Origin of the sequence: Paraplanobispora siamensis, from assembly GCF_016863175.1 — a bacterium.
In the GTDB taxonomy this organism is placed as follows: domain Bacteria; phylum Actinomycetota; class Actinomycetes; order Streptosporangiales; family Streptosporangiaceae; genus Planobispora; species Planobispora siamensis.
Map to the genome: position 1 here is coordinate 86,966 of NZ_BOOJ01000010.1, position 22,299 is coordinate 109,264.

Here is a 22,299-nt window from a genome sequence, read left to right on the forward strand (position 1 = left end):
CCCCGGCTCGTCATGGCGCCCCTCCGGTGAGCGAGGTGAGCCGGTGTTCGAGGTCGGCTATCCGGTCGGCCAGCGGCCGGACCTGGAGGACCTCGGCGACCTGGCCGGCCTCGTCGCGTTCCATGACGATGGACTGCACAGGCGTGTCGGGGTCGACGGAACCGTAGACCATCAGGCAGAGCTGGTCCGCGGTGTCGTCGGCCAGCACGCTGAAGCGGTGCCCGCTGCGGGTGGTGAAGTGGTGCAGGGCGCCGATGCCGGGGACGGTGGTGCGGTTGATCTCCATGGTGTTCCTCCGTTCGCGGGAGCGGGACGCGGCCGCGGTGGACCCGTCATGACGTGGAGGGGCGGCGGGCCCGTTCTGACGTGGAGAGGCGGTGAAGGCCTCCGCCCAGTGGATCAGGCCCGCGCTGAGCGGGACCTCGATCCGGTGGACGTCGACGCCGGTGACCTCGACCCCCCATTTCCGGGTTCCGGCGGTGATGACGGAGGGCAGGTTCCGCCTCCTGTCGCCGGGCGGCGCGGCCAGCTCCGCCAGTTCGCATCCGGCGACGTACCGGCGCACCTCGGCCTCCACCAGGGCGATCAGGGCCGGCTGCACGGAGTCACCGGCCGCGCCGTAACGGATCGGATCGCGCACCGAGGCCAGTACGGCGCCGCTGACCGTCACCGCCACACCGTCCCTGGTCTCGGCCTCCAGCCAGAGCAGGTCGAGACAGATCGGGCGCAGCGAGACCCGTACGCCCCGCTCCAGGACCGGCAGAGTGAACACGACCCCCGGTCCGCCCACCCGGGCCGGGCGCCCGCGCCTGGACAGGACGAGGCGCTCGTCGGAGGCGAGGACGCGGACCGTGAAGACGGCGACCGCCGCGATCCCGGCCAGCACCAGCGTACCGGCGACCACCCAGGCGGGCAGGACCTCGACGGCGAGCCCCGCCTGCGGACCGGTACTGAGCACGGTCATGTTCCCTCCCCTTCCACCTGCGCTTTTCCTTCTCTTCCAGCCTGGGCGAGAACGGGCCGTCGCACCATCGGGGCCGGTACCCATCTGTGGCAGGGGGCATCATGTAGAAGGGACGGGTGGGAACGGGGCGGGGTGCGGCCTGATGGGGAGCGCTGCGCATGGACAGGGGAGCCCGGTCACAGTGAGGCTGGGAACATGAGCGATCGCACCGGGCGGCACCCGGACCGGACCGGCGCCTCCGACGCGCCGCCGTCCGCACCGCCGCCGGCTGCCCGCTCCCGCAGAGCACCGGTGCAGTCCCTGTTCTGGCGGCTCTTCGCGATCAACGGCCTGGTCTTCACCGCCGGCACGCTCGTCCTGGCGCTCTCCCCGGCCACGGTGTCCTCACCTGTCCTGCTCACCGAGGTCCCGGTCCTGACGGTCGGGCTGGCCGTCATCCTGTCCGCCAACGCGCTGCTGCTGCGCAGGAGCCTGGCCCCGCTCGACGCCCTCACCGCGCTCATGCAGCGGGTGGACCTGCTCCGTCCCAGCAACCGGCTGGCCGAGAGCGGCAACGGGGACCTCACCCACGTGATCGGAGCCTTCAACGCGATGGTGGAACGCCTGGAGACCGAACGCAGCATGACCAGCGCGCACGCCCTGGCCGCCCAGGAGGGCGAACGGCAGCGCATCGCCCGCGAACTGCACGACGAGATCGGCCAGAGCCTCACCGTGGTGCTGCTCGGCCTCAAACGCACGGCGGACCGTGCCCCGGACGACCTGCGCGAGGAACTGCACGCCATCACTGAGACCGTCCGCGCCAGCCTGGACGAGGTCCGCCAGGTCGCCCGCAGGCTCCGGCCCGGCGTGCTGGAGGACCTCGGGCTGATCAGCGCCATGAACGCCCTGGCCGCCGACTTCTCCGAGATGAGCGGCGTCCCGGTGACCCGCCGCCTCGACCCGAAACTGCCCGCCCTGGGCAACGACGCCGAACTCGTGCTGTACCGCATCGCACAGGAGGGCCTGACCAACGTGGCCCGGCACGCCGGTGCCTCGCGTGTGGAGCTGGAGCTGGGCGGCGGGCCCGGCGCCGTGGTGCTGTCGATCACCGATGACGGCCGCGGCGGGCCGATCCGGGAGGGCGCGGGCATCCGAGGCATGCGTGAGCGCGCCCTGCTGATCGGCGCCCGGCTGACCGTCCACCACCCGCCGGAGGGCGGGACACAGGTGCGCCTGGCCGTACCGCACGGGGGAGAGGCGAAGTGAGCATGGGGGAGCGGCGTCCGACCCGCATCCTGCTGGCCGACGACCACGCGCTGGTCCGCCAGGGGCTGCGGCTGATCCTGGACGCGGAACCCGACCTGACCGTCGTCGCCGAGGCCGGCAACGGCGCCGAGGCCGTGGAGCTGGCCGACGCCCGCGAGGTCGATCTGGCCATCCTGGACATCGCCATGCCCCGGATGACCGGTATCCAGGCCGCGCGCGAGATCTCCCGGCGTGCGCCGGAGATCCGGCTCCTCATGCTGTCGATGTACGACAACGAGCAGTACCTCTTCGAGTCCCTGCGCGCCGGCGCCTGCGGCTACGTGCTCAAGTCCGTCGCCGACCGGGACCTGCTGGAGGCCTGCCGGGCGGCCATGCGCGGGGAGCCCTTCCTCTACCCGGGCGCGGTCACCACCCTCATCCGCGACTACCTGCGGCGCGACGACGCCGCCGAACGGCAGCCCGCCGACGTGCTCACCCCGCGGGAGGAGGAGATCCTCAAGCTCGTCGCCGAGGGGCACTCCTCCAAGGACATCGCCGACATGCTGGTCATCAGCGTGAAGACCGTCGACCGGCACCGCGCCAACATCCTGGGCAAGCTCGGCATGCGCGACCGGCTGGAGCTGACCCGCTACGCCATCCGCGCGGGCCTGATCGAGCCGTGACCCGAAGCCCGCCTGGCCGTCACCGCCGCCCGGAGGACGGCCGGGCCCTCACCGCCGCCCGGCGGTCCCGCCGGTCAGTTCCTCGCCCAGCGGGCTGAGGCGGTACAGCACCCGCCGCCCGTCACGGGCCCGGCTGACCAGGCCCGTGGCGTGCAGCACGCGCAGGTGCTGGGACACCGCGCTCGGGGTCACCCTCAGGCGGCGGGCGAGCTCGACCGTGGGCATCGGCTCCGACAGCAGGCCGAGCAGCCTCGCCCTAGGCGCGCCGAGCAGCGACACGAGAGCCGCCGCGTCGGCGACCGGAGCCGGTTCCCACAGCGTCGCCACCCCGCGGCCGGGATACACCAGCAGCGGCGCCTCCTGCGGGCTGAGCGGCGGAGCGGGCTTGTGGGCGAACACCGACGGCACCAGCAGAAGCCCCCGCCCGTCCGCCGCGACACGGTGGTCGCCGATCATCTTGTCGATGCGCAGAGTGCCGTCGTGCCAGCGCAGGTTGGGATGCATGTCGGCGAACAGCAGACGCGCGCCGCCCACGGCCAGCTGCCGCGCTCGGTAGGTCATGTCGGCCTCCAGCACGAGCCGCATCCGGGGCCACGCCGGTTCGACGGCGATCCGCCAGTAGTCCCGCAGGAGCTCGCACACCGCGTCGCGCAGCCCGGCGACGGCGGCGTCGTCACCGGTGGCGGCCGCGCCCAGCGCCTCGGGAAGCGGGTCCGGCGCGTGCGTGGCCGACAGGTCGCGGCGGACGATCTCCGGAGGCGTCCGCCGTACGGTGGCCAGTTCCTCCCCGAAGTCCGCGGCGAAGACCGCAGGGCGCGGGGTCAGGAAGTCGGGGAGGGGGAGGCGCCGTCCGACCAGGGACGTCAGCAGCCCGGTGTCGAGCCCGTCGAGCCTTCCCAGGACGGACCTGCGCCATGGGAGGTGCAGCGCGTGCAGGCCCGGATCGCACAGTATCCGCAGGCTGAAGACCGTCTCGTTCAACGGGGAGATCGCGAACCGGGTGTCCGCGAGGTCCTCGACACCGAGCACGAATTCGATCATTAAGCCTCACGCTACATCAATTGGCGCCGGGGCCGCTGTGGCGTGGACTTCGACGCATGGAACCCACGGCTCACAGACAACCCGCAGCCCATGGACGACCGGCAGATCACGCACGGGGCACCGCGATCCGCAGGGGTGCGGCGACCGGTACGGGCAGGAAGACCGGGACGGGCATGGCGACCGGTGCGGGTACGGCGGATGTCACGGGTGCGGCCGCCGGCACCGGTATCGCACGGGACTCCGGCGGGCCCGGCGCGGCCGGTTCTCCGTGCCCGCCGCCCCGTCTGAGCCGCCGGGTGATCCTGCTGCTGGCCGTCACCTGCGGGGTGGCCGTGGGCAACGTCTACTTCCCCCAGGCCGTCAACCCGTCGGTCGCCTCCGGCCTGTCCGTGACCCCCGACGCCGCCGCGCTGGTGGTGACCGCGGCGCAGTTCGGCTACGCGGCCGGGATCTTCCTGCTGGTGCCGCTCGGCGACCGGCTCCCGCACCGCCGGCTGATCGTCACCCTGCTCGCCCTCACCGGCCTGGGACTGCTCGCCGCGGGCGCCGTCCCCGCACTCGCTCCGCTCATCGGAGTGAGCGCCCTCGTCGGCGTCACGACCGTGGTCGCGCAGATCATCGGCCCCATGGCGATGGGGCTGGTGGCCGATGACCGCCGTGGGGAGGTCAGCGGCATCCTGCTGAGCGGATCCATCGGCGGCATGCTGCTGTCGCGCACCGTCGGCGGGGCCGCCGGCCAGTGGCTGGGCTGGCGGGCACCCTACCTGCTGGCCGCGGCGCTGACCCTGCTCGCGGCGGCGCTCCTGGCCCGCGCACTGCCCGCCACGACCCGGCCGGTACGGCAGCGGCCTCCGAGCGCGGCGGTACGGCGACGCCACCCGGCCCCGCCGCAGACGGCTCCGGCGCGGGAGCGCCATGCGGCCCCGCCGCAGACGGCTCCACCGTCCCGGGAGCGCCATCCGGCCCCGCCGGTGCGGGAGCGTTATCCGGCGCTCCTGGCCGGGGCGCTCCGGCTGCTGCGCGCCGAGCCAGACCTGCGCCGTTCCTGCTTCTACCAGGCCATGCTCTTCGCCGGTTTCTCGGCGCTCTGGACCAGTGTCGCGCTGCTGCTGACCGGCCCGGCCTACGGCCTGGGCACGTCGGCGGTCGGCGCGCTCGCCCTGGTCAACGCCGCGACCATGCTGTGCACGCCGCTCGCGGGACGGCAGGTGGACCGCCGGGGGCCCGACGCGGTCAACCTCGTCTGCATGCTCGGAGCGGTCGCCGCGGCCCTCGTCCTGCTGCCCGGCGGTCTCGGCGGGGCGGCGGGCCTGACGGCGCTCGTGCTGGGGTCGCTGCTGCTCGACGTCGCGATGCAGTCGGGGATGGTGGCCAACCAGGTGCGGATCTACGCCCTGCGGCCCGAGATCCGCAGCAGGCTCAACACCGCCTACATGACATGCGCCTACGTCGGCGGCGCCATGGGCTCCTGGCTCGGGGCGCGCGCCTACGCCCACGCCGGATGGCGGAGCGTGTGCGCGCTGGTGGCCGCGCTCGCCGCCCTCGCCCTGGTCCGTCATCTCAAGTTCATGTACGGGCGGCGTGGTTGAAGGCGGCCCGAGGGCTGTTCATACTCCGAAGGACACCGGTCTGAGGAGGCTGCCCCGTGCTGTACGTCTTCGGTTTCGAACGGATCGGCGTGGCGGTGAGCGACATCTTCTTCGTCGACCCGAACCCGGACAAGGGGCAGGAGGGCGCCGAGCGCGGCGTCCGCCTGGAGGTGCGGGTGCTGGAGCAGGCGGAGCTGAAGGGCTCGATCTACTCGGCGCGGCCCATCCGGGTCGACCGGCCCGTCTGGCGGGTGGACCTGCTGGAGTCGGTCGCCGGGGAGCCGGGCAGCTTCGACCGGACCCACCACCACCCGGCCTTCACCGGCTGGGAACCGGGCCCGCGGGTGTTCGACAAGGAGCTGTCGGCCGACCCCCTCGGCTGGCTGGAGGGCAGGCTCGGCGACCTGGACGGCGTGCTGCGGGAGGCGGGCGTCGAGCCCGACGACGCCACCGCCGCCGACGCGGCCCGGCTCCGGGAGCGCGCCCCGGAGATCGTCGACAGTGCGCGCCGGCTGCTGGCCGGGGTACGGGCCGGCGAGCTCGCCCGGCCGCCCGGGGAGGGGCCGGACGACAACGTCCGCGCGAGCTGGCTGTGACCCGGTGCCTGTCCGCGGGCTGGGTGCGGTCCGGTTTTCTTCCGTGAGCCGGTTGTGATCCGTTCTCGTGACCCCGCGCCGGTGAACGCCGCCCTCGGGAGCCCGCCCTCGGGAGCCCGCCCTCGTGAGCGCCGCGGGCGGGCGCCCGGCCCGGCGGCGGGCCGGACGCCCCGGGGCGGGTCAGCCGGCGGCCACCACCTCCAGCTCCACCAGCCAGTCGCTGACGAGCGTCTGAACGACGATCGCCGTGGTGGGGATGGTGCGGCCGCCCAGCGCCTTCACCCGGGCCGCGGCGTTCTCCTCGGCGTAGGAGGCGTCGCGCAGATAACTGGTGAGCCGGACGATGTTGTCCACGGTCATGCCGGCCGAGGCCAGGATCGCGCGCAGGTTGGCCCAGACGAGGTCGAGTTGTTCGCCGAGCGTGGCCCCGGCCGCGCCCGAGGGGTCCAGTCCCATCGTTCCGGAGACGAACAGCAGCCGCTGCGCGTCGCGGACCTCCACCGCGTGGACGTAGTCGTCGGTGGTGGCGTACACCCCGTCCGCCGGATCGTGCGTGATGATCTCCATCTGCGGGTTCGTGGTCATGATCTGGATCATGGCAGCTCCCGCTCCCGGGTTCGCCCCGTTTTCTGTCGGAGCGCTTCGCTACGTTCCCGCTCATGATTGACGGATCACCCGACGGCGCAGCCGTGTGGGAACAACACAGCAGGGTGCGGGTGGTGCCGCCCGTCCGGCCGCGCAAGCTGGCGAAGGTGCCCTTCGTCGAGCTGGCGGACGGCCGGCTGCAGGGAGTGGTGTCGAGCGGCTCGGACATCGGCCGGGTCTACGTCTCCTCCATCGCCGCGGGCACCCACGCCTACAACTGCAGCACCAACAACAACCGCCCGTGCGGCGGCCTGTACGGCGCGCCGTGCAAGCATCTGCAGGCCCTGGCCGCCGAGGCCGTGCTGCAGTACGGCCTCGACCGCGTGGCCCGCTATCTGCGGGTCGAGGTCCCCGAAGGCGCCGACCTGATCGGCTGCCTGGACGGCTCGCACGAGCCCGCCCCCGCCGCCATGGTGTTCAGCCGCTTCCTGCGCCACCTGGCCTACCTGGAGGTGCCCGACACCACCATGCCGATCCCGGAACTGCACTGGTTCCCGGCCCCGGGGACGGTGGGCTGATGCTGGCCGTACAGCTGACTGCGCTGCTCGGCGGCGACCCGCAGGGCGCCCCGGAGGCGCTCGCCCTGGTGCACGGCTTCGACGAGGCCCTCGTGCACGGCCTGGGCCGCCTCGCCGAGGAGCGCGCCGAGGCGCTGGACGCCCTGGCCGGCGCCTTCGCCGCCACCCCGATCGGCGAGCGGCTGGCGGAGGCCGCGGCCAAGGTCGCCTCCGGCTCGATCGCCGAGGAGCACCTGACGGCGCTGGCCGGCGGCCGGGCCGCGCTGCTCGGCGCCGTGCACGACGCCCTGCTCGCCGGGCTGGACGCGGCGCTGGAACGCGAGCGCGCCCCCTGGCAGGCCGCGCCCGCCCCCGAGGCGGACGGCGCCGGCAACCTGACGGCCGGGGCCCGCTCCTGGCTTCGCGAGCTGGCCATCGCCGGCTGGCGCGGCGTCGACCACGACCTGGTCTCGGCCGCGGACCAGACCATCGAGGGACTGCTGGCCGTACCGGAGCAGCGCCGGCTGGCGGTGCTGCTGGACGGCCTGGCGGCCGAGCTGCGCGCCTGCTGCCCGGTCGGCACGATGGACCGGTTGCCGGTGCGGCGCTGGGCCGACCTGTGGACCCGGGCCCTGCTGCTGGCGCAGGGCGGCGCGGCCGGAGCCCCGCAGAGCGCGGGGACGGTGTCGGGGCGGCTGCTGATCCTCGGCGTCGACGTGCACGAGCACGGCACCGCGGCCCAATTCCAGGTCCACGGAGTGCTGGAGCCCGCAGACGGCGGCCGGGCCCGGCTGGTGCGGACCGCCGTCACCGTCGCCAAGGTGGACACCATCACCGGCCCCGCGACCTGGAAGCTGCCGAGCCGGCACCGGATGCTGCTGGCCGCGCTGGCGGACCGCCGCAGCCTGGACCTCACCGACATGCCCCTGCTCGACAGCGGCGATCTGGTCTGGCACGACGACCGGGCCGTGGTGGGCGGGCCCGCAGATCCGTTCACCGCCGCCCGGCTGACGCTCACCGGCGCGCTCGCCCCGGCGACGCCGCCGCTGGACCGCCACCCGGTGGGGATCGCCGAGCCCGTGCTGGTGGAGGGCTACCGCGTGACCGGGGAAGGCTCGTTCGACCTGGGCGGCGCCGTACTCGCCGTGGACACCGGACGGCTGCCCGCCTGCGGCCCGCTCACGCCCAAGCTGGTGGCCGCCTCCGCGGCGTGCGTCGGGCTGGTCCGCTGGGACGGCGGACGCTGGCTGCTGCAACCGCTCGCCGTACAGGCCACGGTCAAGAAGGAGACGGTCGAGGCCGGGACCGGTGACTGGGCGCTGGGCCCCACCGACCCCAAGGCGGTCAAGGCCGAGGCCCGGGCCGGGGACGCGGTCGCCGTCCTGCGTGAGCGGGCCGGACGGTTGCTGAGGCGATGAGCGACGACATGCCGACCGATGAGGGCGCTCCGGTGCACTCCGGCACCGTGACCGGCGAAGGCGAGACGACGGACGCCGCGCGCAACCGGCGCCAGGTGCTCTACTGGCGGCTGCTCGCCCGCCTGTTCGACCACGACGAGCAGCCCGCGCTGGAGACTGCGAGCATGGGCGTCGTCGGCGACCTGGGCCTGCCCGCGGCGCTGCTCGACCCCTCGGTGTCGGTCGACACCCTGGTGCAGCGCTTCCCCGAACTGGCCGAGGAGTTCCGGAACCTGCTCGCGGAGGGGGACCGGGCACCCGGTGACGAGGTGCGCACGGCCGCCCTGATGTCGAAGCTGCTGCTCAACGTCTTCGCCACCGGGACGGGTGACATCACCGCCACCCAGCTCGCGGCCTGGCAGCAGGACGCGGACTGGTTCAGACAGGCCATGTGCTCCGGGCCGGGCAACGGCCCCGGCATGGGCATGGGCATGGGTGTGGGCCCCGGCGCCGGGGTGGGCGCGGGTGCCGGTGCGGGTGGTGGCGCAGGCGGGGGCATGGGCGTGGGCACCGGTCCCGGAACGGGCCCGGGCGTCGACCTCGACGGCCAGCTCGCCGCGACGCTGGCAAACCTGGAGGCCGACCTGGTCGGCCGGATGCGGCTGCGCGAGGTGCTGGCCGACCCGTCCCTGGCCCGCAAGCTCACGCCCAGCATGTCGCTCGTCGAGCAGCTGCTGCGTGACAAGTCCAACCTGTCGGGGGTGGCGCTGGCCAACGCCAAGGCGCTGATCCGCAGGTTCGTCGACGAGGTCGCCCAGGTGCTGCGCACCCAGGTCGAGAAGGCCAGCGTGGGCGAGATCGACCGGTCGGTGCCGCCCAAGCGGGTGTTCCGCAACCTCGACCTCGAACGGACCATCTGGAAGAACCTCGTCAACTACAACCCCGAGGACCAGCGGCTCTACGTCGACCGGCTGTACTACCGGCGCACCGCCCGGCGCACCACGCCGGCCCGGATGATCGTGGTCGTCGACCAGTCCGGCTCCATGGTCGACGCCATGGTGAACTGCACCATCCTGGCGTCGATCTTCACCGGGCTGCCCAAGGTGGACGTGCACCTGATCGCCTACGACACCCGGGCCCTCGACCTCACCCCGTGGGTGCACGACCCCTTCGAGGTGCTGTTGCGCACCCAGCTCGGCGGCGGCACCGACGGCACGGCCGCCCTCGCCCTCGCCCAGCCCAAGGTCGCCGACCCGCGCAACACCGTGGTCGTGTGGATCTCGGACTTCTACGAGTGGAACTGCGAAGGCGTCTTCGCCGGACTGGAGGCGATGCACCGCTCCGGCGTCCGGGTCATCCCGGTCGGGTCGGTCAGCAGCGGCGGCCAGCAGAGCGTCAACCCCTGGTTCCGCCAGAAGCTCAAGGACATGGGCGCGCCGGTCATCTCCGGCCACATCCGCAAGCTCGTGCTCGAACTCAAGAACTTCCTCGCTTAGGAGACCCCCTCAAATGACCAACGAAATGCTGCGCGCGCCCGCCGAGGTGAAGTACGCCGAGGAGCTCGACTGGCTGGAGTCGATCGACGACGGCCCCAAGCCGTTCTCCTGGCGGCTCAGCCCCCGCATGGTCCGGCTGTTCGTCCTGGGCTCCGAGCGCTCGGACGGCCTGGACCGGGAGATCCCGCAGAAGTGGTTCGGCGACCGCAGCTTCGTCGAGCGCAGCATCGTGACGCTCGCCTCCGACCGCGGCCTGCTGCTGATCGGCGACCCCGGCACCGGCAAGAGCTGGCTGGCCGAGCTGCTTTCGGCCGCCATCTGCCGCGACTCCACCCTGGTGGTCCAGGGGACGGCCGGCACCACCGAGGACCACATCAAGTACTCGTGGAACGTCTCCATGGTGATCGCCAAGGGACAGTCCCGCGAGTCGATGATCCCCTCACCGATCATGACGGCGATGGAGCAGGGCATGATCGGCCGTTTCGAGGAGCTGACGCGCTCGACCAGCGACGTCCAGGACGCGCTGATCTCGATCCTGTCGGAGAAGTACGTGTCCATCCCCGAGCTCGACACCGACAACACGGTGTTCGCCAAGCCCGGATTCTCGATCATCGCCACGGCCAACAGCCGCGACCGGGGCGTGAACGACCTGTCCTCGGCGCTGAAGCGGCGCTTCAACTTCGTGCGGATCCCGGTCGTGACGAGCAAGGCCAGCGAGGCGGAGATCGTGCGTTTCCGCACCACGGAGCTGCTGCGCCGGCACCGCATCGAGCTGGACCTGCCGCCCACGCTGCTGGACATCCTGCTGCAGAGCTTCGCCGACCTGCGCGCCGCGGCGGCCTCGGCCACCAGCGAGGACGAGAAGCTGGAGTCGGCGCTGTCCACCGCCGAGCAGATCGGCGTGCTGGAGGACGCCATCCTGCACAGCCACTTCTTCGGCGACCGCGCGCTGCGCGCCGAGACGCTGGCCGGAGCCCTGGTGGGCTCGCTGGCCAGGCGCGCCCCCGAGGACCTGGCCATCCTGAACAAGTACTGGCACGGGGTCGTCGAGCCGCGCAGCAAGCGGGACGGCGGGGAGTGGACGAACTTCCTCGAGGGCGGCCGTCAAGCGATCTCCACGCTGTCATGAGCACCTTCGACGCCCTGCGCGGGCAGCTCCTCGACGCGGCCGAGGCCTTCTCCGGCGGCCGGGACGCCCTGTCCGGGATCCTGTCGGGCATGGTCGACGACGTCGACCGGATGCTGCGCGAGCAGCTTGAGATCTTCCCGGTGTGCCACCACTCGCCCGCCTCCGCGCTGGCCATGACGCGGCGGCTGCGCGAGCGGCGGCCCAAGGTCGTCTATCTGGAGCTGTGCGAGGACATGCGGCCGCTCCTGGAGGAGCTGCGCAACTGCCGGCTGCCGGTGGCGCTGCAGGCGTTCGCCACCCAGCTCGACGGCTTCCCTCCCGGTTCGGGGCCGCTCAGCGTCGTGGCCCCGGTCACCGAGGCCTCGGCGGAGTACCAGGCCATCGCCTACGCGCTCGACACCCCGGGCGTCGAGCTGGTGCTGGTCGACCGCTCGGTGGACCACGTCTTCCAGTGGCTGCCGAAGGAGCAGGCCGGGCCCGCGACCGCCGGAGACGGGGAGGACGGAGAGGATCCCGGGCACGAGGAGGAGGCCGCCCTGCACGGCGACGCCGTGGGCGTCGAGATCGGCGAACTGCGGCCCCGCTTCGCCGAGCTCGAGGCGCACCTGCTGCACCACGGCAAGGTCCGGCACTGGTCCGAGTGGTGGGACCAGTACGTCGAGCAGCCGCTGACCGGGGCGGACTACGACACCTACCGCCAGGCCATGGCGCTGATCGGCAGCCTGTTCCGGCGCCTGCGCCCCTCCGCGGACGACCGGCTGGCCGTCGACGAGGAGCGCGAGCGCTACATGTGGACCCGGATCCGCGAGCATCTGGCGCAGTCCGGCGCCGACCCGGCGGACTGCCTGTACGTGTGCGGCGCCTTCCACGCCGTCAGCCGGGTCGCCGAGTTCGGCCTGGCCGCCGATGCCCCGCCCTACGTCATCACCCCCCGTACGGCCACCCGCTGGCTGTACGGCCTCATCCCCTCCAGCCACTCGGCCATCGAGGCCCAGTTCGGCCTGGCCCAGGGATCGGTGTCGATCGCCGCGGCGACCTGGGCCAAGGCGGTCGAGCGCGGCGGGCTGAAGCCGTACCGGCTGGAGGGGCAGAAGGGAGGCCGCACCCGCTCTCGGGCCAAGGCCAAGGCCGCGCCCGCGTCGCCCGCCGCCCGGGAACCGGCCGCCGACCGGCTGTCGGGCTTCCTGGCGACCCCGCCGGAGCTGGACGGCCTGGACGAGGACGAGCTGCGCGGGTGGTGCGTCGACATCGTGCGGCTGGCCCGCCGCAACGGCTACCTGGCCAGCACGGCCGACGCCATCGCGGTGTTCGAGACGTCGATCCTGCTGGCCGGGCTGCGCGGCCGGGCCAGGCCGACGCCGTACGACTTCCAGGACGCCGCGGTCACCTGCATCGAGAAGGACGTGGTGCCGGGCCGCCGCGACGTCCGCCGCCTGTGCGAGATCCTCCTGGGCGGCGACCGGATCGGCCAGGTCGGCTACGACGCGCTCCCGCCGCTGGCCCGCGACGTCTACGACCGGCTGGAGCCGCTCGGGATCGACCCGGGCAGGCGCACCCAGCAGCGGGTGCTGCTCGACCTCACCGCCGATCCCGAGCTGGTGCCGTGCTCGGACCTGCTGTGGAGGCTGCGCTACCTGCTCCCCGAGGGCGCGGTCCGGCCCATCATGGGCACGCGCCGCCTCGGCGAGCGGCCCATCCAGGAGAGCTGGGACCTGGCGATCGGCCGTCACCAGCGCTCGATCATCGAGCTCGGCTACGAGGGCGTCACCGTCGAGCAGGTGCTGGAGCAGCGGCTGCGGCGCAAGGTCTGGGAGCCGCGCGCCACCGCGGGGGACGCGCTGGCCGCCGTGGAGGACGCCGTCGTCTACCTGGGCGGCCGCCGCCTCGCCGACGAGCTGGGCGAGCGCGCGGTGGAGCTGCTGGCCGCCGAGCGCACCGTCGACGACGCCCCCGAGGTGCTGCGGCGGATCCGCCGGCTGCTGGCCCACTACCGGACCACCGGGCCGGAGCTGCCGGCCTGGTGCGAGGCGTTCGTCACGGCCGGATACGCCCACTACTGCACGCTGCTGCCGACCGCCTTCACCGACGACGACACCGGCGTCCGCCAGGTCGGGGCCATGCTCGGCTTCCTGTTCTCCATGGAGAGCCTGGCGCTGTCGCTGGGCTGCGAGCGGGCCCAGCTGGAGCTGGCCGTACGGCAGTCGCATCCGGAGGCGCCGGCCAAGGTGGCGCTGCTGTGGGCGGCCAAGACGCAGCTGGGGCTGCTGCCCAGGCAGGAGCTGCGCGCCCGGTGCGACGAGCTGCTGGGCAATCCGCTCGTCGTCCCGGCCTTCCCGCTCTATCTGAGCGGGTTCGTCCAGGCGCTCGAACCCGTCCCCGGTCTCGCGCCGTTCGTGGTCGAGGTGCTGTCCAAGGCCTTCGCGCGGCTGCCCGACCCCGTCCTGCTGCCGTGGCTGCCGACACTGATCACGACGCTGCGCCGGCAGGTGCCGGAGCTGGTGCCCGTGCTCGTCAGGGAGGCCGGGCGGACCTTCCCCGGCGGGCTGACCGAGCTGGACGCGTGGGTCCCGCCGTGGGAGCGGCCGGCCGCACCCGCCCGCCCGGCCCGCGGGGCCCCCGCGCCCGCCGGGCCGGTGACCGGGCTGCTGGCCCGGCACCCGCAGGCGTGCGACGCGGTGGCGGCGCTGCTCGGCTGTGCCGGTGAATGGGCCGGTGAATGGTCCGGTGAGTGGGCCGCCGGGGACGACGGCCCGGACCCGCGGGAAACGCGGGTGAGGGAGCTGCTGGCCCGGCATCCCGCGACGGCGGGTGCGGTGGCGGCGCTGCTGGGAGGCACCTGAGCTCCCTGGGCCCGCCCCGCGGGGGAGCGGACGCAGGGAAAAGGGATGCCGCCCGATCGGGTGATCGGGCGGCATCCCGCTGTCCGCGGCGGTCTCTCCCGCGGCTGAGTCTCTCCCGCGCTCGGGGCGCTCAGGCGTGGCTGAGCTCGGTGACGTCGTCGGAGATCTCCTTCGGCACGCCGCGCAGCGCGTAGAGCGCGACCGCCGCGAGGACCACGAGGATGCCCGCGCCGGTCAGCACGGTCGTCTGCATGCCCGCGACGAACGCCTCCCGCGCGGCCCCGGTGACGGAGGAGGCCAGATCGGCCGGGAGCGTCGCGGCGGTGCGCAGGGCGTCGCCCAGGGTGTCGCCGACCTGCTCGCCCGCCTCGGCGGGCAGACCGGCGGGAAGGGCCAGGTTGGCGGTGTAGGCGCTGTTCAGCACGGTGCCCAGGACGGCGATGCCCAGGGCGCCGCCCATCTCGGTGGCGGTCTCGGAGATCGCGGCGGCCGCTCCGGCCCGCTCCCGGGGCGCGCTGGCGACGATGGTGTCGTTGACCACGGCGAAGGTCAGGCCGATGCCCGTGCTGGCGACGATCATCGCGACGACCAGGTAGGGGTAGGAGAGCTCGGTGCCCACCTGGCTGTAGAGGCCGAAGCCCACGGCGGCCAGGACCATGCCGAGCGCGACGACCTCGGCCCGGCCCAGCCGGGAGATCAGCGGGCCCGCGGCCGCCCCGCCGATGCCCGCCCCCACTCCGCCGGGCAGCCCGGCCAGCCCCGCCACCAGCGGGGACCAGCCCAGGACGAGCTGGAAGTACTGGGCGAAGATGAGGGACATCGCGAGCATCGCGAACATGGCGATCATCGCGGAGCCGACCGACGCGGAGAAGGCGCGGTTGCGGAACAGCTGGACGTCGATGAGCGGCTCGGCCAGCCGGGTCTGCCGCAGGGCGAACGCGCCGAGCGTGACGACGCCGAGCACGGCCGCGACGATCACCGAGGTCTGGCCGGCGCCCCCGTGGGCGGCCTCCTTCAGCGCGTAGATGATCGCGATCACTCCGACGATGGACATCGGCACGCTGACCAGGTCGATCCGGCCGGGGTTCGGGTTGCGCGACTCGGGCAGGACGATCAGGCCGGCGATGACGATCCCCGCGATCACCGGCACGTTGACCAGGAAGACCGACCCCCACCAGAACTCGTTCAGCAGCGCCCCGCCCACCAGCGGGCCCAGGGCGAAGCCCGCCGCGCCGACGCTGCTCCAGATGCCGACCGCGGTGGTCCGCTCCTTGGAGTCGGTGAACACGTTGCGGACCAGCGAGAGGGTCGAGGGCATGATCGTGGCGCCCGCCACGCCGAGCAGCGCGCGGGCCGCGATCAGCAGCTCCGGGGTCGGCGCGTAGGCCGTCAGCAGGGAGGCGACGCCGAACGCGGCGCTGCCCGTCAGCAGCAGCCGCCGGCGGCCGATCCGGTCACCCAGGTTGCCCATGGTCACCAGCAGTCCGGCCAGTACGAAGCCGTACACGTCGGCGATCCACAGCAGCTGCGGCGCCGACGGGTCCAGGTCCTCGGTCAGCATGGGCGTGGCCAGGTGCAGCACGGTCAGGTCGATGGAGAGCATCAGCATGGCCAGGCACCCGATGACCAGCGTGCCCCATTTGCGGGAGTCGTTTCTCATGGCACCCAGCCTCGGGGGCGGCGCTGACGGATCACTCACCGAGCGCTGACAGCTGCTCCCCGATGACGGTCAGCGCCGGTCGCGGCCGGCCGGCGAGGGCGGGCGCGCCGTGGGCGAGCGCGGCACCGCGGGCGTGGGCGGCCCGGTAGGCCTCCCCGCCGAGCCGGGCGCGGCACCACGCGGTGACCCGCCCGACGTCGGGATCGCCGCCGGCGGCGCCGCGCAGCGCCGACCCCACGCCGAGCAGCAGGGCGGCGCGCTCGGCGTCCTGCTCCAGCATCGCGACCCCCGCCAGGCCCTCGGCGACGCGGGCCGCCAGCCAGCGGTCGCGCTCGTTGAACCCGGTGGACAGGATGCGGCGGTGCTGGTCGAGGGCCCCGGCGGCGTCGCCCTCCGCCACGGCGATCCACGCCATCGCCAGGTGGACGCGGACCCGCGTGTGCTCGCCGTCGAACCATCCCGCCGAGCACTCCGCCAGCGCCGCCTCGTACAGCCGCCGCGCCTGCGCCAGATCGCCCTGGAAGCGGGCGAGGTCGCCGAACCCGAGCCGGGCGGCGGCCACCGCCTCCCACGCGCCCGCCCGGCGCCCGAGCTCGGCCGTGCGCTCATAGTCGGCCCGCGCCCCCTCCAGATCGCCGTCGCGCGCCCTGCCGTCGGCACGACGGCGCAGCAGCTCGGCCACGTCGACGTCCGCGCCGATCTCCTCGACCAGGCGCAGGGCCTCGTCCGTCAGCGCGGCGGACTCGGCGCGGTCCCCCCGCCAGTCGGCGAGGTCGGCCATCCCGGACAGCGTCTGCGCCAGGCCCCAGCGGTCGCCCAGCGCCCGGAAGTCGGCGAGCGCGACGGCGAAGTCGCGCTCGGCCTCGGCGGGGTCGCCCTCGAACAACCGCAGGTAGCCCCCGCCGAAACGGATGATCGCCCGCGTCCAGGAATCGATGCTCTCGGACATCTCCCACCGGCTGCGCTGCTCTTTTGCGAGGTCCGCGTCGGGCGGGCCGGCGATCATCGCCCACATGACGCTGATGAACGGCTGCCGCGGGACGGAGTCCCGCTCCTCCATGATCTTCCGGGTGGTCCGCAGATGCGCGTCCATCCCGGGGTCGGAGCCGCCGCCGGAGACCACGAGCATCACGCACAGCGCGTACTCGTCGGCGAAGCCGGCGGGCGGTCCGGAGCCGATCCGCTCCAGGAGCTCGCGGGCCAGCGCGACCGCCTCACCGCGCAGGCCGCGCAGCCACCAGTAACAGGTCAGGGCCGACAGCAGCCGCAGCGCCGCCCCGGTGTCGCCGGCCGCGGTCGCCCGGTGCAGCGCGGCGTGCAGGTCGTCGTGCTCGGCGTCCAGCGAGGCCAGCCACCGCAGCTGGTCGGCCCCGCGCAGGTGCGGGTCGGCGGTCTCGGCGAGGTCGAGGAAGAACGCGAAATGGGCCCGCCGCATCCGCTCCCGCTCACCCGCCTCGGCCAGCCGCTCGGCGCAGAAGGCGCGGATCGTCTCCAGCATGCGATAACGGTCGCCGGCCCGCTCGACCAGGGACTTGTCGACCAGGGAGGCCAGGACGCCGTCGGTGTCGTCCACGCCGCAGACCCGTTCGGCGGCCTCCAGGGTGGCCCCCGCGGCGAAGACGGTCAGCCGCCTGGCCAGCGTGCGCTCGTCCTCCTCCAGCAGGTCCCAGCTCCACTCCACCACCGCGCGCAGCGTGCGGTGCCGGGGCTGGGCGGTACGGCTGCCGCGCGACAGCAGCCGGAAGCGGTCGTCGAGCCGGGAGACGATCTCCGCGGCGGTGAGCGAGCGCAGCCGGGCCGCGGCCAGCTCGATCGCCAGGGGCAGGCCGTCCAGCGCCCGGCAGATCCGCACCACGGCCTCGGCGGTGGCCTCGTCCAGCGTGAAGTCCGGCTGTACGGCGCGGGCCCGGTCGGCGAACAGCCGCACCGCGGGCGCCCGGTCGGCGGGGACGCCGGGGGAGGGCAGCGCCAGGGGCGGCACGGGGAGCAGGACCTCCCCGGTGATGCCGAGCGCCTCGCGGCTGGTGGCCAGCACCCGCAGCCCCGGGCAGGAGGACAGCAGCCGGTCGGCGAGGCGGGCCACCGCCTCGACGACGTGTTCGCAGTTGTCCAGGACGAGCAGGAGCTCCCGGCCGGTGAGCGCCGCGACCAGCCTGCCCGTGGGGTCGGGGACGGCCGCGTGCCCGCCCCGTCCCGTCAGCACGGGGGTCTCGCGCAGCCCGAGGGCGCCGAGCACCGCCTGCGTGATCTCCGGTCCCTCGCCCAGCGGCGCCAGCTCCACGAGGCACACCTCGCCGGGGTGGCGCCCTGCGGCCTCGGCGGCCAGGCGGGTCTTGCCGGTCCCGCCGGGCCCGGTGAGGGTGACCAGGCGGGCCCCGGCCAGCAGGGCGCCGATCCGTGCCAGCTCCTCGTCGCGGCCGATCAGCGGGGTGAGCTGGGCGGGCAGGCCGTGCCGGGCGGCCGCGGAGGAGGTCGCGGAGGAGACCGCCGGGGAAGGTGCGGGCGCCGCCTCCAGGGACGGATCGGCCCGCAGGATCGCCAGGTGGAGCGCGGCCAGCTCGGCCGACGGGTCGGCGCCGAGCTCCTCGGCCAGCCGCCGCCGGCACTCCTCGAAGACGGCCAGCGCGTCGGCCTGCCTGCCGGAGCCGTACAGAGCCCGCATCAGCAGCCCCGTCGGCCGCTCCCGCAGGGGATGGGCCCGCAGCAGCTCCTGCAGGCCCGGCACGAGGTCGCGGTGCCGGCCGAGCGCCAGCCACGCCTCCGCGCGGTCCTCGACGGCGGTGACGCGCAGCTCTTCCAGCCGTACGGCCTGCGCCGCGGCGAAGGGCGCCTCGCTCACGTCGGCCAGGGCCGGGCCGCGCCAGAGCCCGAGCGCCTCGTCCAGGACGGCTGCGGCCCGCCGGTGCTCGCCCGCGGCCAGGGCCGCGCGGCCCTCGGCGGCCAGGCGTTCGAAGCGGTGGACGTCGACGTCGCCCGGGTCGACGGCGATCAGATAGCCCGCGGGGTGGCGCATAAGGAGATCTCCCCCGCCCGCCTCGCCGAGCAGGGCGCGCAGCCGGGAGACCTGCGCCTGGAGCGCGTTGGCGGGGTCACCGGGCGGGGCGGCGCCGTACAGGCCGTCGATCAGCCGCTCGGCGGTGACCGGCCGGCCCGCCTCCAGCAGCAGCATGACCAGCAGGGCGCGCAGCCTCGGCCCGCCGACGGCGACCGGCCGCCCGTCGCCGAGCCGGGCCTCGGTAGACCCCAGGACGCCGAACCGCATGGGTGGATTGTCTCTCAGGATGCCGGGCGCCGCGGACCGGCGCCGGGCGGGAGCGGGGCGGGCCGTACGGGACCCCGTACGGCCCGCCGGTGCTCAGCGGGGGGTGACCTCGGCGAAGTGGCAGGCCACGGGGTGACCGTTGCCGCGGTCGATGAGGGCGGGCTCCTCGACGGCGCAGATCTCCTGGGCCTTCCAGCAGCGGGTGCGGAAGCGGCAGCCGCTGGGCGGGTTCAGGGGGCTGGGCACGTCGCCGGTCAGGATGACGCGCTCGCGGGCGCGCTCCTCCTTCGGATTGGCCATCGGAGCGGCCGACAGCAGCGCCTGCGTGTACGGGTGGGCGGGGCGGTCGTAGAGATCGTCGCGGGGGCCGGTCTCGACGATCTTCCCGAGGTACATCACCGCCACCCGGTCGGAGATGTGGCGGACCACCGACAGGTCGTGGGCGATGAAGATGTAGGCCAGCCCGAGCCGGTCCTGCAGATCCTCCAGCAGGTTCACCACGCCGGCCTGGACCGACACGTCCAGCGCGGAGACCGGCTCGTCCAGGATCAGCAGCCTGGGCTCCAGCGCCAGGGCGCGGGCGATGCCGACGCGCTGGCGCTGACCGCCGGAGAACTCGTGCGGGTAGCGGTTGCCGTGCTCGGGGCTGAGCCCGACCAGGCGCAGCAGCTCGGCCACCCGGTCGGGGCCGCCGTCCTTCCACAGCTCGTGGACCTTCAGCGGCTCGGCGACGATGTCGTTGACCGGCAGCTTCGGGTTGAGCGAGGCGTACGGGTCCTGGAAGACGATCTGCATGTCACGCCGGACCGGCCGCAGCTCCTTGGCCGACTTGCCGATCAGCTCCTTGCCCTGGAACCTCACCGAGCCCGAGGTGGGCTTGTGCAGCTGCAGGATCGCCCGGCCCGTGGTGGACTTGCCGCAACCGGACTCGCCCACCACGCCCAGGGTCTCGCCGCCGTCCACGTGGAGGGAGACGCCGCTGACGGCCTGCACGTGGGCCACCACCCGGCGCAGGAAACCGCTGCCGCGGACCGGGAAGTTCATCACCAGGTCCTTGACCTCGAGCAGGTGGTCGCCGGTGTCCGGCTCGCGCTGGGGCGCGGGCGTCTCCTGGGTCTGCACGCTCATGCCACGGTCTCGCTCTCGGTACGGAAGAACACGGTCGGATCCTCGACCGCTGCCAGCTTGTCCCAGTGGTGACAGGCCGCGTAGTGCCCGCCGCTGTCGGTCTCGGCCAACGGGGGCTCCTGCTCGCGGCAGACGTCCGTGGCCAGCGGGCAGCGCGGCGAGAACGGACAGCCGGTGGGCAGGTTGATCAGCGACGGGGGAGTGCCCTTGATCGGGCGCAGCCGGGAGGAGCCGCCGCCCTCCAGCGACGGGATCGAGCCGAGCAGACCCGCGGTGTACGGCATGCGGGGCTCCTCGAACACCGGGTCGGTCTCACCGAGCTCGACGGGACGCCCGGCGTACATGACCAGCACCCGGTGGGCCATGCCCGCGATCACGCCCAGGTCGTGCGTGATGAGCACGATGGCGGCGTTGACCGCGTCCTTGACCTCCAGGAGCTTCTCCAGGATCTGCGCCTGGACGGTCACGTCGAGGGCCGTGGTCGGCTCGTCGGCGATGATGACGTCCGGGTTGTTGATGACCGCCATGGCGATCATCGCGCGCTGGCGCATGCCGCCGGAGAACTCGTGCGGGTAGCTGCGCAGCCGCGCCTCGGCCTGGGGGATGCCGACGAGGTCGAGCATCTCCTTGGCCCGGGCCAGCGCCGTCTTGCGCGGCATCAACTCGTGCGCGAGCACCGCCTCGGCGAGCTGGTCACCGATCGAGTGCACCGGGTTCAGGGCCGTCATCGGGTCCTGGAAGATCATTGCGATCTTGCGGCCGCGCAGGCTCCGCTGCTTGCGGGCCGACATCTTCAGCATGTCGTCGCCGCGGAAGAGGATCCGGCCCTTGACCCGGGCGTTCTTGGGCAGCAGCCCCATGACCGCCAGGGACGAGACCGACTTGCCCGAGCCGGACTCACCGACGATGCCCAGCACCTCGCGCTCGCGCAGGCCGTAGGAGACGCCCCGCACCGCGTGCACCACGCCGTCCTCGGTGGGGAACTCCACGGTGAGGTTCTCGACCCGGAGGATCTCCTCCTGCGAGGGCGGGCGGGCGTCCTGGAGGGTACGGCCGAGGTGCACCTCCCCGTCGGAGTCGAGCAGGTGGGCGGCGTCTTCGTAGGCGTGCGGGTCGATCACCTGCGGGTCGATCGGCACGTTCGGAGGAGTCGTCATTAGGCACGCACCCGGGTCTGTCGGGGATCGAAGGCGTCGCGGAGACCGTCGCCGATGAAGTTGATGGACAGCGCGATGGCGATGATGAAGATACCCGGCCACCAGAACAGCCACGGCCGGGTCACCATCGCGGTGCGGTACTCATTGATCAACTGTCCGAGCGAGGTGTCCGGCGCCTGGACGCCGAGGCCGAGGAAGGACAGGGCCGACTCCAGCAGCACCGCGTTGGCCACCGTCAGGGTGGCGGAGACGATGATGACGCCGACGGTGTTCGGCAGGATGTGGCGGAAGATGATCCGCCGCGCGGAGGTGCCGAGCGCGCGGGCCGCCTCCACGAACTCCTTCTCCCGCAGCGACAGGAACTCGCCGCGGAGCAGGCGGGCCATGCTCGGCCAGATCACCAGGCCGATGAAGATGCCCAGGACCACGACGCCGCTGGCGCCGAAGCGGCGGCCGACGACGGCGGCGATCACCAGCACCGGGATGGTGATCATCACGTCGGTGAAGCGCATCAGCACGGCCTCGGTCTTGCCCCGGTAGTAACCGGAGACGGCGCCGACGAGGGTGCCGACGGTGGTGGCCACGATGGCGACCAGGAAGGCGACGATGATCGACTGCTGGGTGCCGCGCATGGTCTTGGCGAAGTAGTCGACGCCGATGTCGTCCTGGCCGAACGGGTGCTCACCGAGGCGGATGCCGGACCCGCCGAGGAACTCGGGGACCACGCTGAGCGTGGGCTTGCCCTGGTTCACCAGGGCGCCGGTGGTCAGATAGCTCTTGTCCCACCAGCCGGGGATCCCCATGAAGCCGATGGAGCTGAACGACAGCACGACCACGAACCCGAACAGGATCATGCCGGCCAGTGCGGCCCGATGCCGGAAGAAGCGGCGGCGGATCATCTGCCCCTGGGTGCGGGCGACGATCGTCATCCCCTGGGCCGCGCCGGTGTCGGGCCCGGATGCCTGCGCACTGAGTGTCATAGGTGGTTCTC

At 73.5% G+C, this 22,299-nt stretch carries 17 protein-coding genes; 9 read left to right on the plus strand and 8 right to left on the minus strand.

The genetic code is table 11. The annotated features are described in order from the left end of the window. Nucleotides 1-10: 10 nt before the first annotated feature. On the minus strand, nucleotides 11-964 hold the full coding sequence (locus Psi01_RS05030; RefSeq protein WP_204062741.1) for an SPFH domain-containing protein: 954 nt from the start codon (nucleotides 962-964) through the stop codon (nucleotides 11-13). A gap of 195 nt (nucleotides 965-1,159) precedes the next feature. On the opposite strand from Psi01_RS05030, the gene Psi01_RS05035 reads away from it, so the two are divergent. After that, entirely contained in the window at nucleotides 1,160-2,209 is a 1,050-nt protein-coding gene (locus Psi01_RS05035) for a sensor histidine kinase (protein WP_204062742.1), read from the plus strand. Between the two features lie 2 nt (nucleotides 2,210-2,211). After that, the gene (locus Psi01_RS05040) at nucleotides 2,212-2,871 is read left to right on the plus strand and encodes a response regulator (protein ID WP_204062770.1); all 660 of its coding nucleotides are present in this window, start codon (nucleotides 2,212-2,214) and stop codon (nucleotides 2,869-2,871) included. Nucleotides 2,872-2,919: 48 nt separating this feature from the next. Here Psi01_RS05040 and Psi01_RS05045 read toward each other — a convergent pair whose 3' ends face one another. After that, nucleotides 2,920-3,912: an ArsR/SmtB family transcription factor gene (locus Psi01_RS05045; protein WP_204062743.1), complete on the minus strand. Its 993-nt coding sequence runs from the start codon at nucleotides 3,910-3,912 to the stop codon at nucleotides 2,920-2,922. Nucleotides 3,913-4,085: 173 nt separating this feature from the next. Between Psi01_RS05045 and Psi01_RS05050 the strand changes: the two genes are divergently transcribed. Then, nucleotides 4,086-5,501 (plus strand): MFS transporter, encoded by a 1,416-nt coding sequence (locus Psi01_RS05050; protein ID WP_204062744.1) that lies wholly within the window; start codon nucleotides 4,086-4,088, stop codon nucleotides 5,499-5,501. 56 nt (nucleotides 5,502-5,557) lie between these two features. Beyond that, entirely contained in the window at nucleotides 5,558-6,097 is a 540-nt protein-coding gene (locus Psi01_RS05055) for a hypothetical protein (RefSeq protein ID WP_204062745.1), read from the plus strand. Nucleotides 6,098-6,277: 180 nt separating this feature from the next. On the opposite strand, the gene Psi01_RS05060 is transcribed toward Psi01_RS05055, so the two are convergent. Next, on the minus strand, nucleotides 6,278-6,682 hold the full coding sequence (locus Psi01_RS05060) for a RidA family protein (protein WP_204062746.1): 405 nt from the start codon (nucleotides 6,680-6,682) through the stop codon (nucleotides 6,278-6,280). A gap of 74 nt (nucleotides 6,683-6,756) precedes the next feature. Between Psi01_RS05060 and Psi01_RS05065 the strand changes: the two genes are divergently transcribed. The 5 genes from Psi01_RS05065 to Psi01_RS05085 are packed head-to-tail and all read left to right on the plus strand — an operon-like array spanning nucleotide 6,757 to nucleotide 14,101. After that, on the plus strand, nucleotides 6,757-7,260 hold the full coding sequence (locus tag Psi01_RS05065) for a hypothetical protein (protein ID WP_204062747.1): 504 nt from the start codon (nucleotides 6,757-6,759) through the stop codon (nucleotides 7,258-7,260). Next, entirely contained in the window at nucleotides 7,260-8,657 is a 1,398-nt protein-coding gene (locus tag Psi01_RS05070) for a hypothetical protein (RefSeq protein ID WP_204062748.1), read from the plus strand. Before Psi01_RS05065 ends, Psi01_RS05070 begins: the two co-directional genes overlap by 1 nt. Nucleotides 8,658-8,665: 8 nt before the next feature. Further along, nucleotides 8,666-10,132, plus strand: a complete 1,467-nt coding sequence (locus Psi01_RS05075) for a VWA domain-containing protein (RefSeq protein ID WP_204062749.1) — start codon at nucleotides 8,666-8,668, stop codon at nucleotides 10,130-10,132. A 13-nt stretch (nucleotides 10,133-10,145) separates the two neighbouring features. After that, on the plus strand, nucleotides 10,146-11,261 hold the full coding sequence (locus tag Psi01_RS05080) for an ATP-binding protein (RefSeq protein ID WP_204062750.1): 1,116 nt from the start codon (nucleotides 10,146-10,148) through the stop codon (nucleotides 11,259-11,261). Continuing rightward, the gene (locus Psi01_RS05085) at nucleotides 11,258-14,101 is read left to right on the plus strand and encodes a DUF5682 family protein (RefSeq protein WP_204062751.1); all 2,844 of its coding nucleotides are present in this window, start codon (nucleotides 11,258-11,260) and stop codon (nucleotides 14,099-14,101) included. The genes Psi01_RS05080 and Psi01_RS05085 overlap by 4 nt, the downstream gene beginning before the upstream one ends. A 130-nt stretch (nucleotides 14,102-14,231) precedes the next feature. Here Psi01_RS05085 and Psi01_RS05090 read toward each other — a convergent pair whose 3' ends face one another. From Psi01_RS05090 to Psi01_RS05110, 5 genes are all read right to left on the minus strand, one after another. Continuing rightward, on the minus strand, nucleotides 14,232-15,761 hold the full coding sequence (locus tag Psi01_RS05090) for an MFS transporter (protein ID WP_204062752.1): 1,530 nt from the start codon (nucleotides 15,759-15,761) through the stop codon (nucleotides 14,232-14,234). Nucleotides 15,762-15,792: 31 nt separating this feature from the next. Continuing rightward, nucleotides 15,793-19,023: an AfsR/SARP family transcriptional regulator gene (locus Psi01_RS05095; RefSeq protein ID WP_204062753.1), complete on the minus strand. Its 3,231-nt coding sequence runs from the start codon at nucleotides 19,021-19,023 to the stop codon at nucleotides 15,793-15,795. A 93-nt stretch (nucleotides 19,024-19,116) separates the two neighbouring features. Further along, nucleotides 19,117-20,151 (minus strand): ABC transporter ATP-binding protein, encoded by a 1,035-nt coding sequence (locus Psi01_RS05100; protein ID WP_204062754.1) that lies wholly within the window; start codon nucleotides 20,149-20,151, stop codon nucleotides 19,117-19,119. Then, a complete protein-coding gene (locus Psi01_RS05105; RefSeq protein ID WP_204062755.1) occupies nucleotides 20,148-21,308 on the minus strand; it encodes an ABC transporter ATP-binding protein in 1,161 nt (386 codons plus the stop codon). Before Psi01_RS05105 ends, Psi01_RS05100 begins: the two co-directional genes overlap by 4 nt. Then, on the minus strand, nucleotides 21,308-22,288 hold the full coding sequence (locus Psi01_RS05110; RefSeq protein WP_204062756.1) for an ABC transporter permease: 981 nt from the start codon (nucleotides 22,286-22,288) through the stop codon (nucleotides 21,308-21,310). The genes Psi01_RS05105 and Psi01_RS05110 overlap by 1 nt, the downstream gene beginning before the upstream one ends. Nucleotides 22,289-22,299 lie beyond the last annotated feature (11 nt).

What these genes read in the sequence shown, in the direction of transcription:
- Psi01_RS05075 (WP_204062749.1), top strand. Translation starts at nt 8,666, where the DNA reads ATGCCGACCGATGAGGGCGCTCCGGTGCACTCCGGCACCGTGACCGGC.
- Psi01_RS05100 (WP_204062754.1), bottom strand. Translation starts at nt 20,151, where the DNA reads ATGAGCGTGCAGACCCAGGAGACGCCCGCGCCCCAGCGCGAGCCGGAC.
- Psi01_RS05085 (WP_204062751.1), top strand. Translation starts at nt 11,258, where the DNA reads ATGAGCACCTTCGACGCCCTGCGCGGGCAGCTCCTCGACGCGGCCGAG.
- Psi01_RS05030 (WP_204062741.1), bottom strand. Translation starts at nt 964, where the DNA reads ATGACCGTGCTCAGTACCGGTCCGCAGGCGGGGCTCGCCGTCGAGGTC.
- Psi01_RS05090 (WP_204062752.1), bottom strand. Translation starts at nt 15,761, where the DNA reads ATGAGAAACGACTCCCGCAAATGGGGCACGCTGGTCATCGGGTGCCTG.
- Psi01_RS05095 (WP_204062753.1), bottom strand. Translation starts at nt 19,023, where the DNA reads ATGCGGTTCGGCGTCCTGGGGTCTACCGAGGCCCGGCTCGGCGACGGG.
- Psi01_RS05045 (WP_204062743.1), bottom strand. Translation starts at nt 3,912, where the DNA reads ATGATCGAATTCGTGCTCGGTGTCGAGGACCTCGCGGACACCCGGTTC.
- Psi01_RS05040 (WP_204062770.1), top strand. Translation starts at nt 2,212, where the DNA reads ATGGGGGAGCGGCGTCCGACCCGCATCCTGCTGGCCGACGACCACGCG.
- Psi01_RS05080 (WP_204062750.1), top strand. Translation starts at nt 10,146, where the DNA reads ATGACCAACGAAATGCTGCGCGCGCCCGCCGAGGTGAAGTACGCCGAG.
- Psi01_RS05110 (WP_204062756.1), bottom strand. Translation starts at nt 22,288, where the DNA reads ATGACACTCAGTGCGCAGGCATCCGGGCCCGACACCGGCGCGGCCCAG.
- Psi01_RS05070 (WP_204062748.1), top strand. Translation starts at nt 7,260, where the DNA reads ATGCTGGCCGTACAGCTGACTGCGCTGCTCGGCGGCGACCCGCAGGGC.
- Psi01_RS05050 (WP_204062744.1), top strand. Translation starts at nt 4,086, where the DNA reads ATGGCGACCGGTGCGGGTACGGCGGATGTCACGGGTGCGGCCGCCGGC.
- Psi01_RS05060 (WP_204062746.1), bottom strand. Translation starts at nt 6,682, where the DNA reads ATGACCACGAACCCGCAGATGGAGATCATCACGCACGATCCGGCGGAC.
- Psi01_RS05105 (WP_204062755.1), bottom strand. Translation starts at nt 21,308, where the DNA reads ATGACGACTCCTCCGAACGTGCCGATCGACCCGCAGGTGATCGACCCG.
- Psi01_RS05065 (WP_204062747.1), top strand. Translation starts at nt 6,757, where the DNA reads ATGATTGACGGATCACCCGACGGCGCAGCCGTGTGGGAACAACACAGC.
- Psi01_RS05035 (WP_204062742.1), top strand. Translation starts at nt 1,160, where the DNA reads ATGAGCGATCGCACCGGGCGGCACCCGGACCGGACCGGCGCCTCCGAC.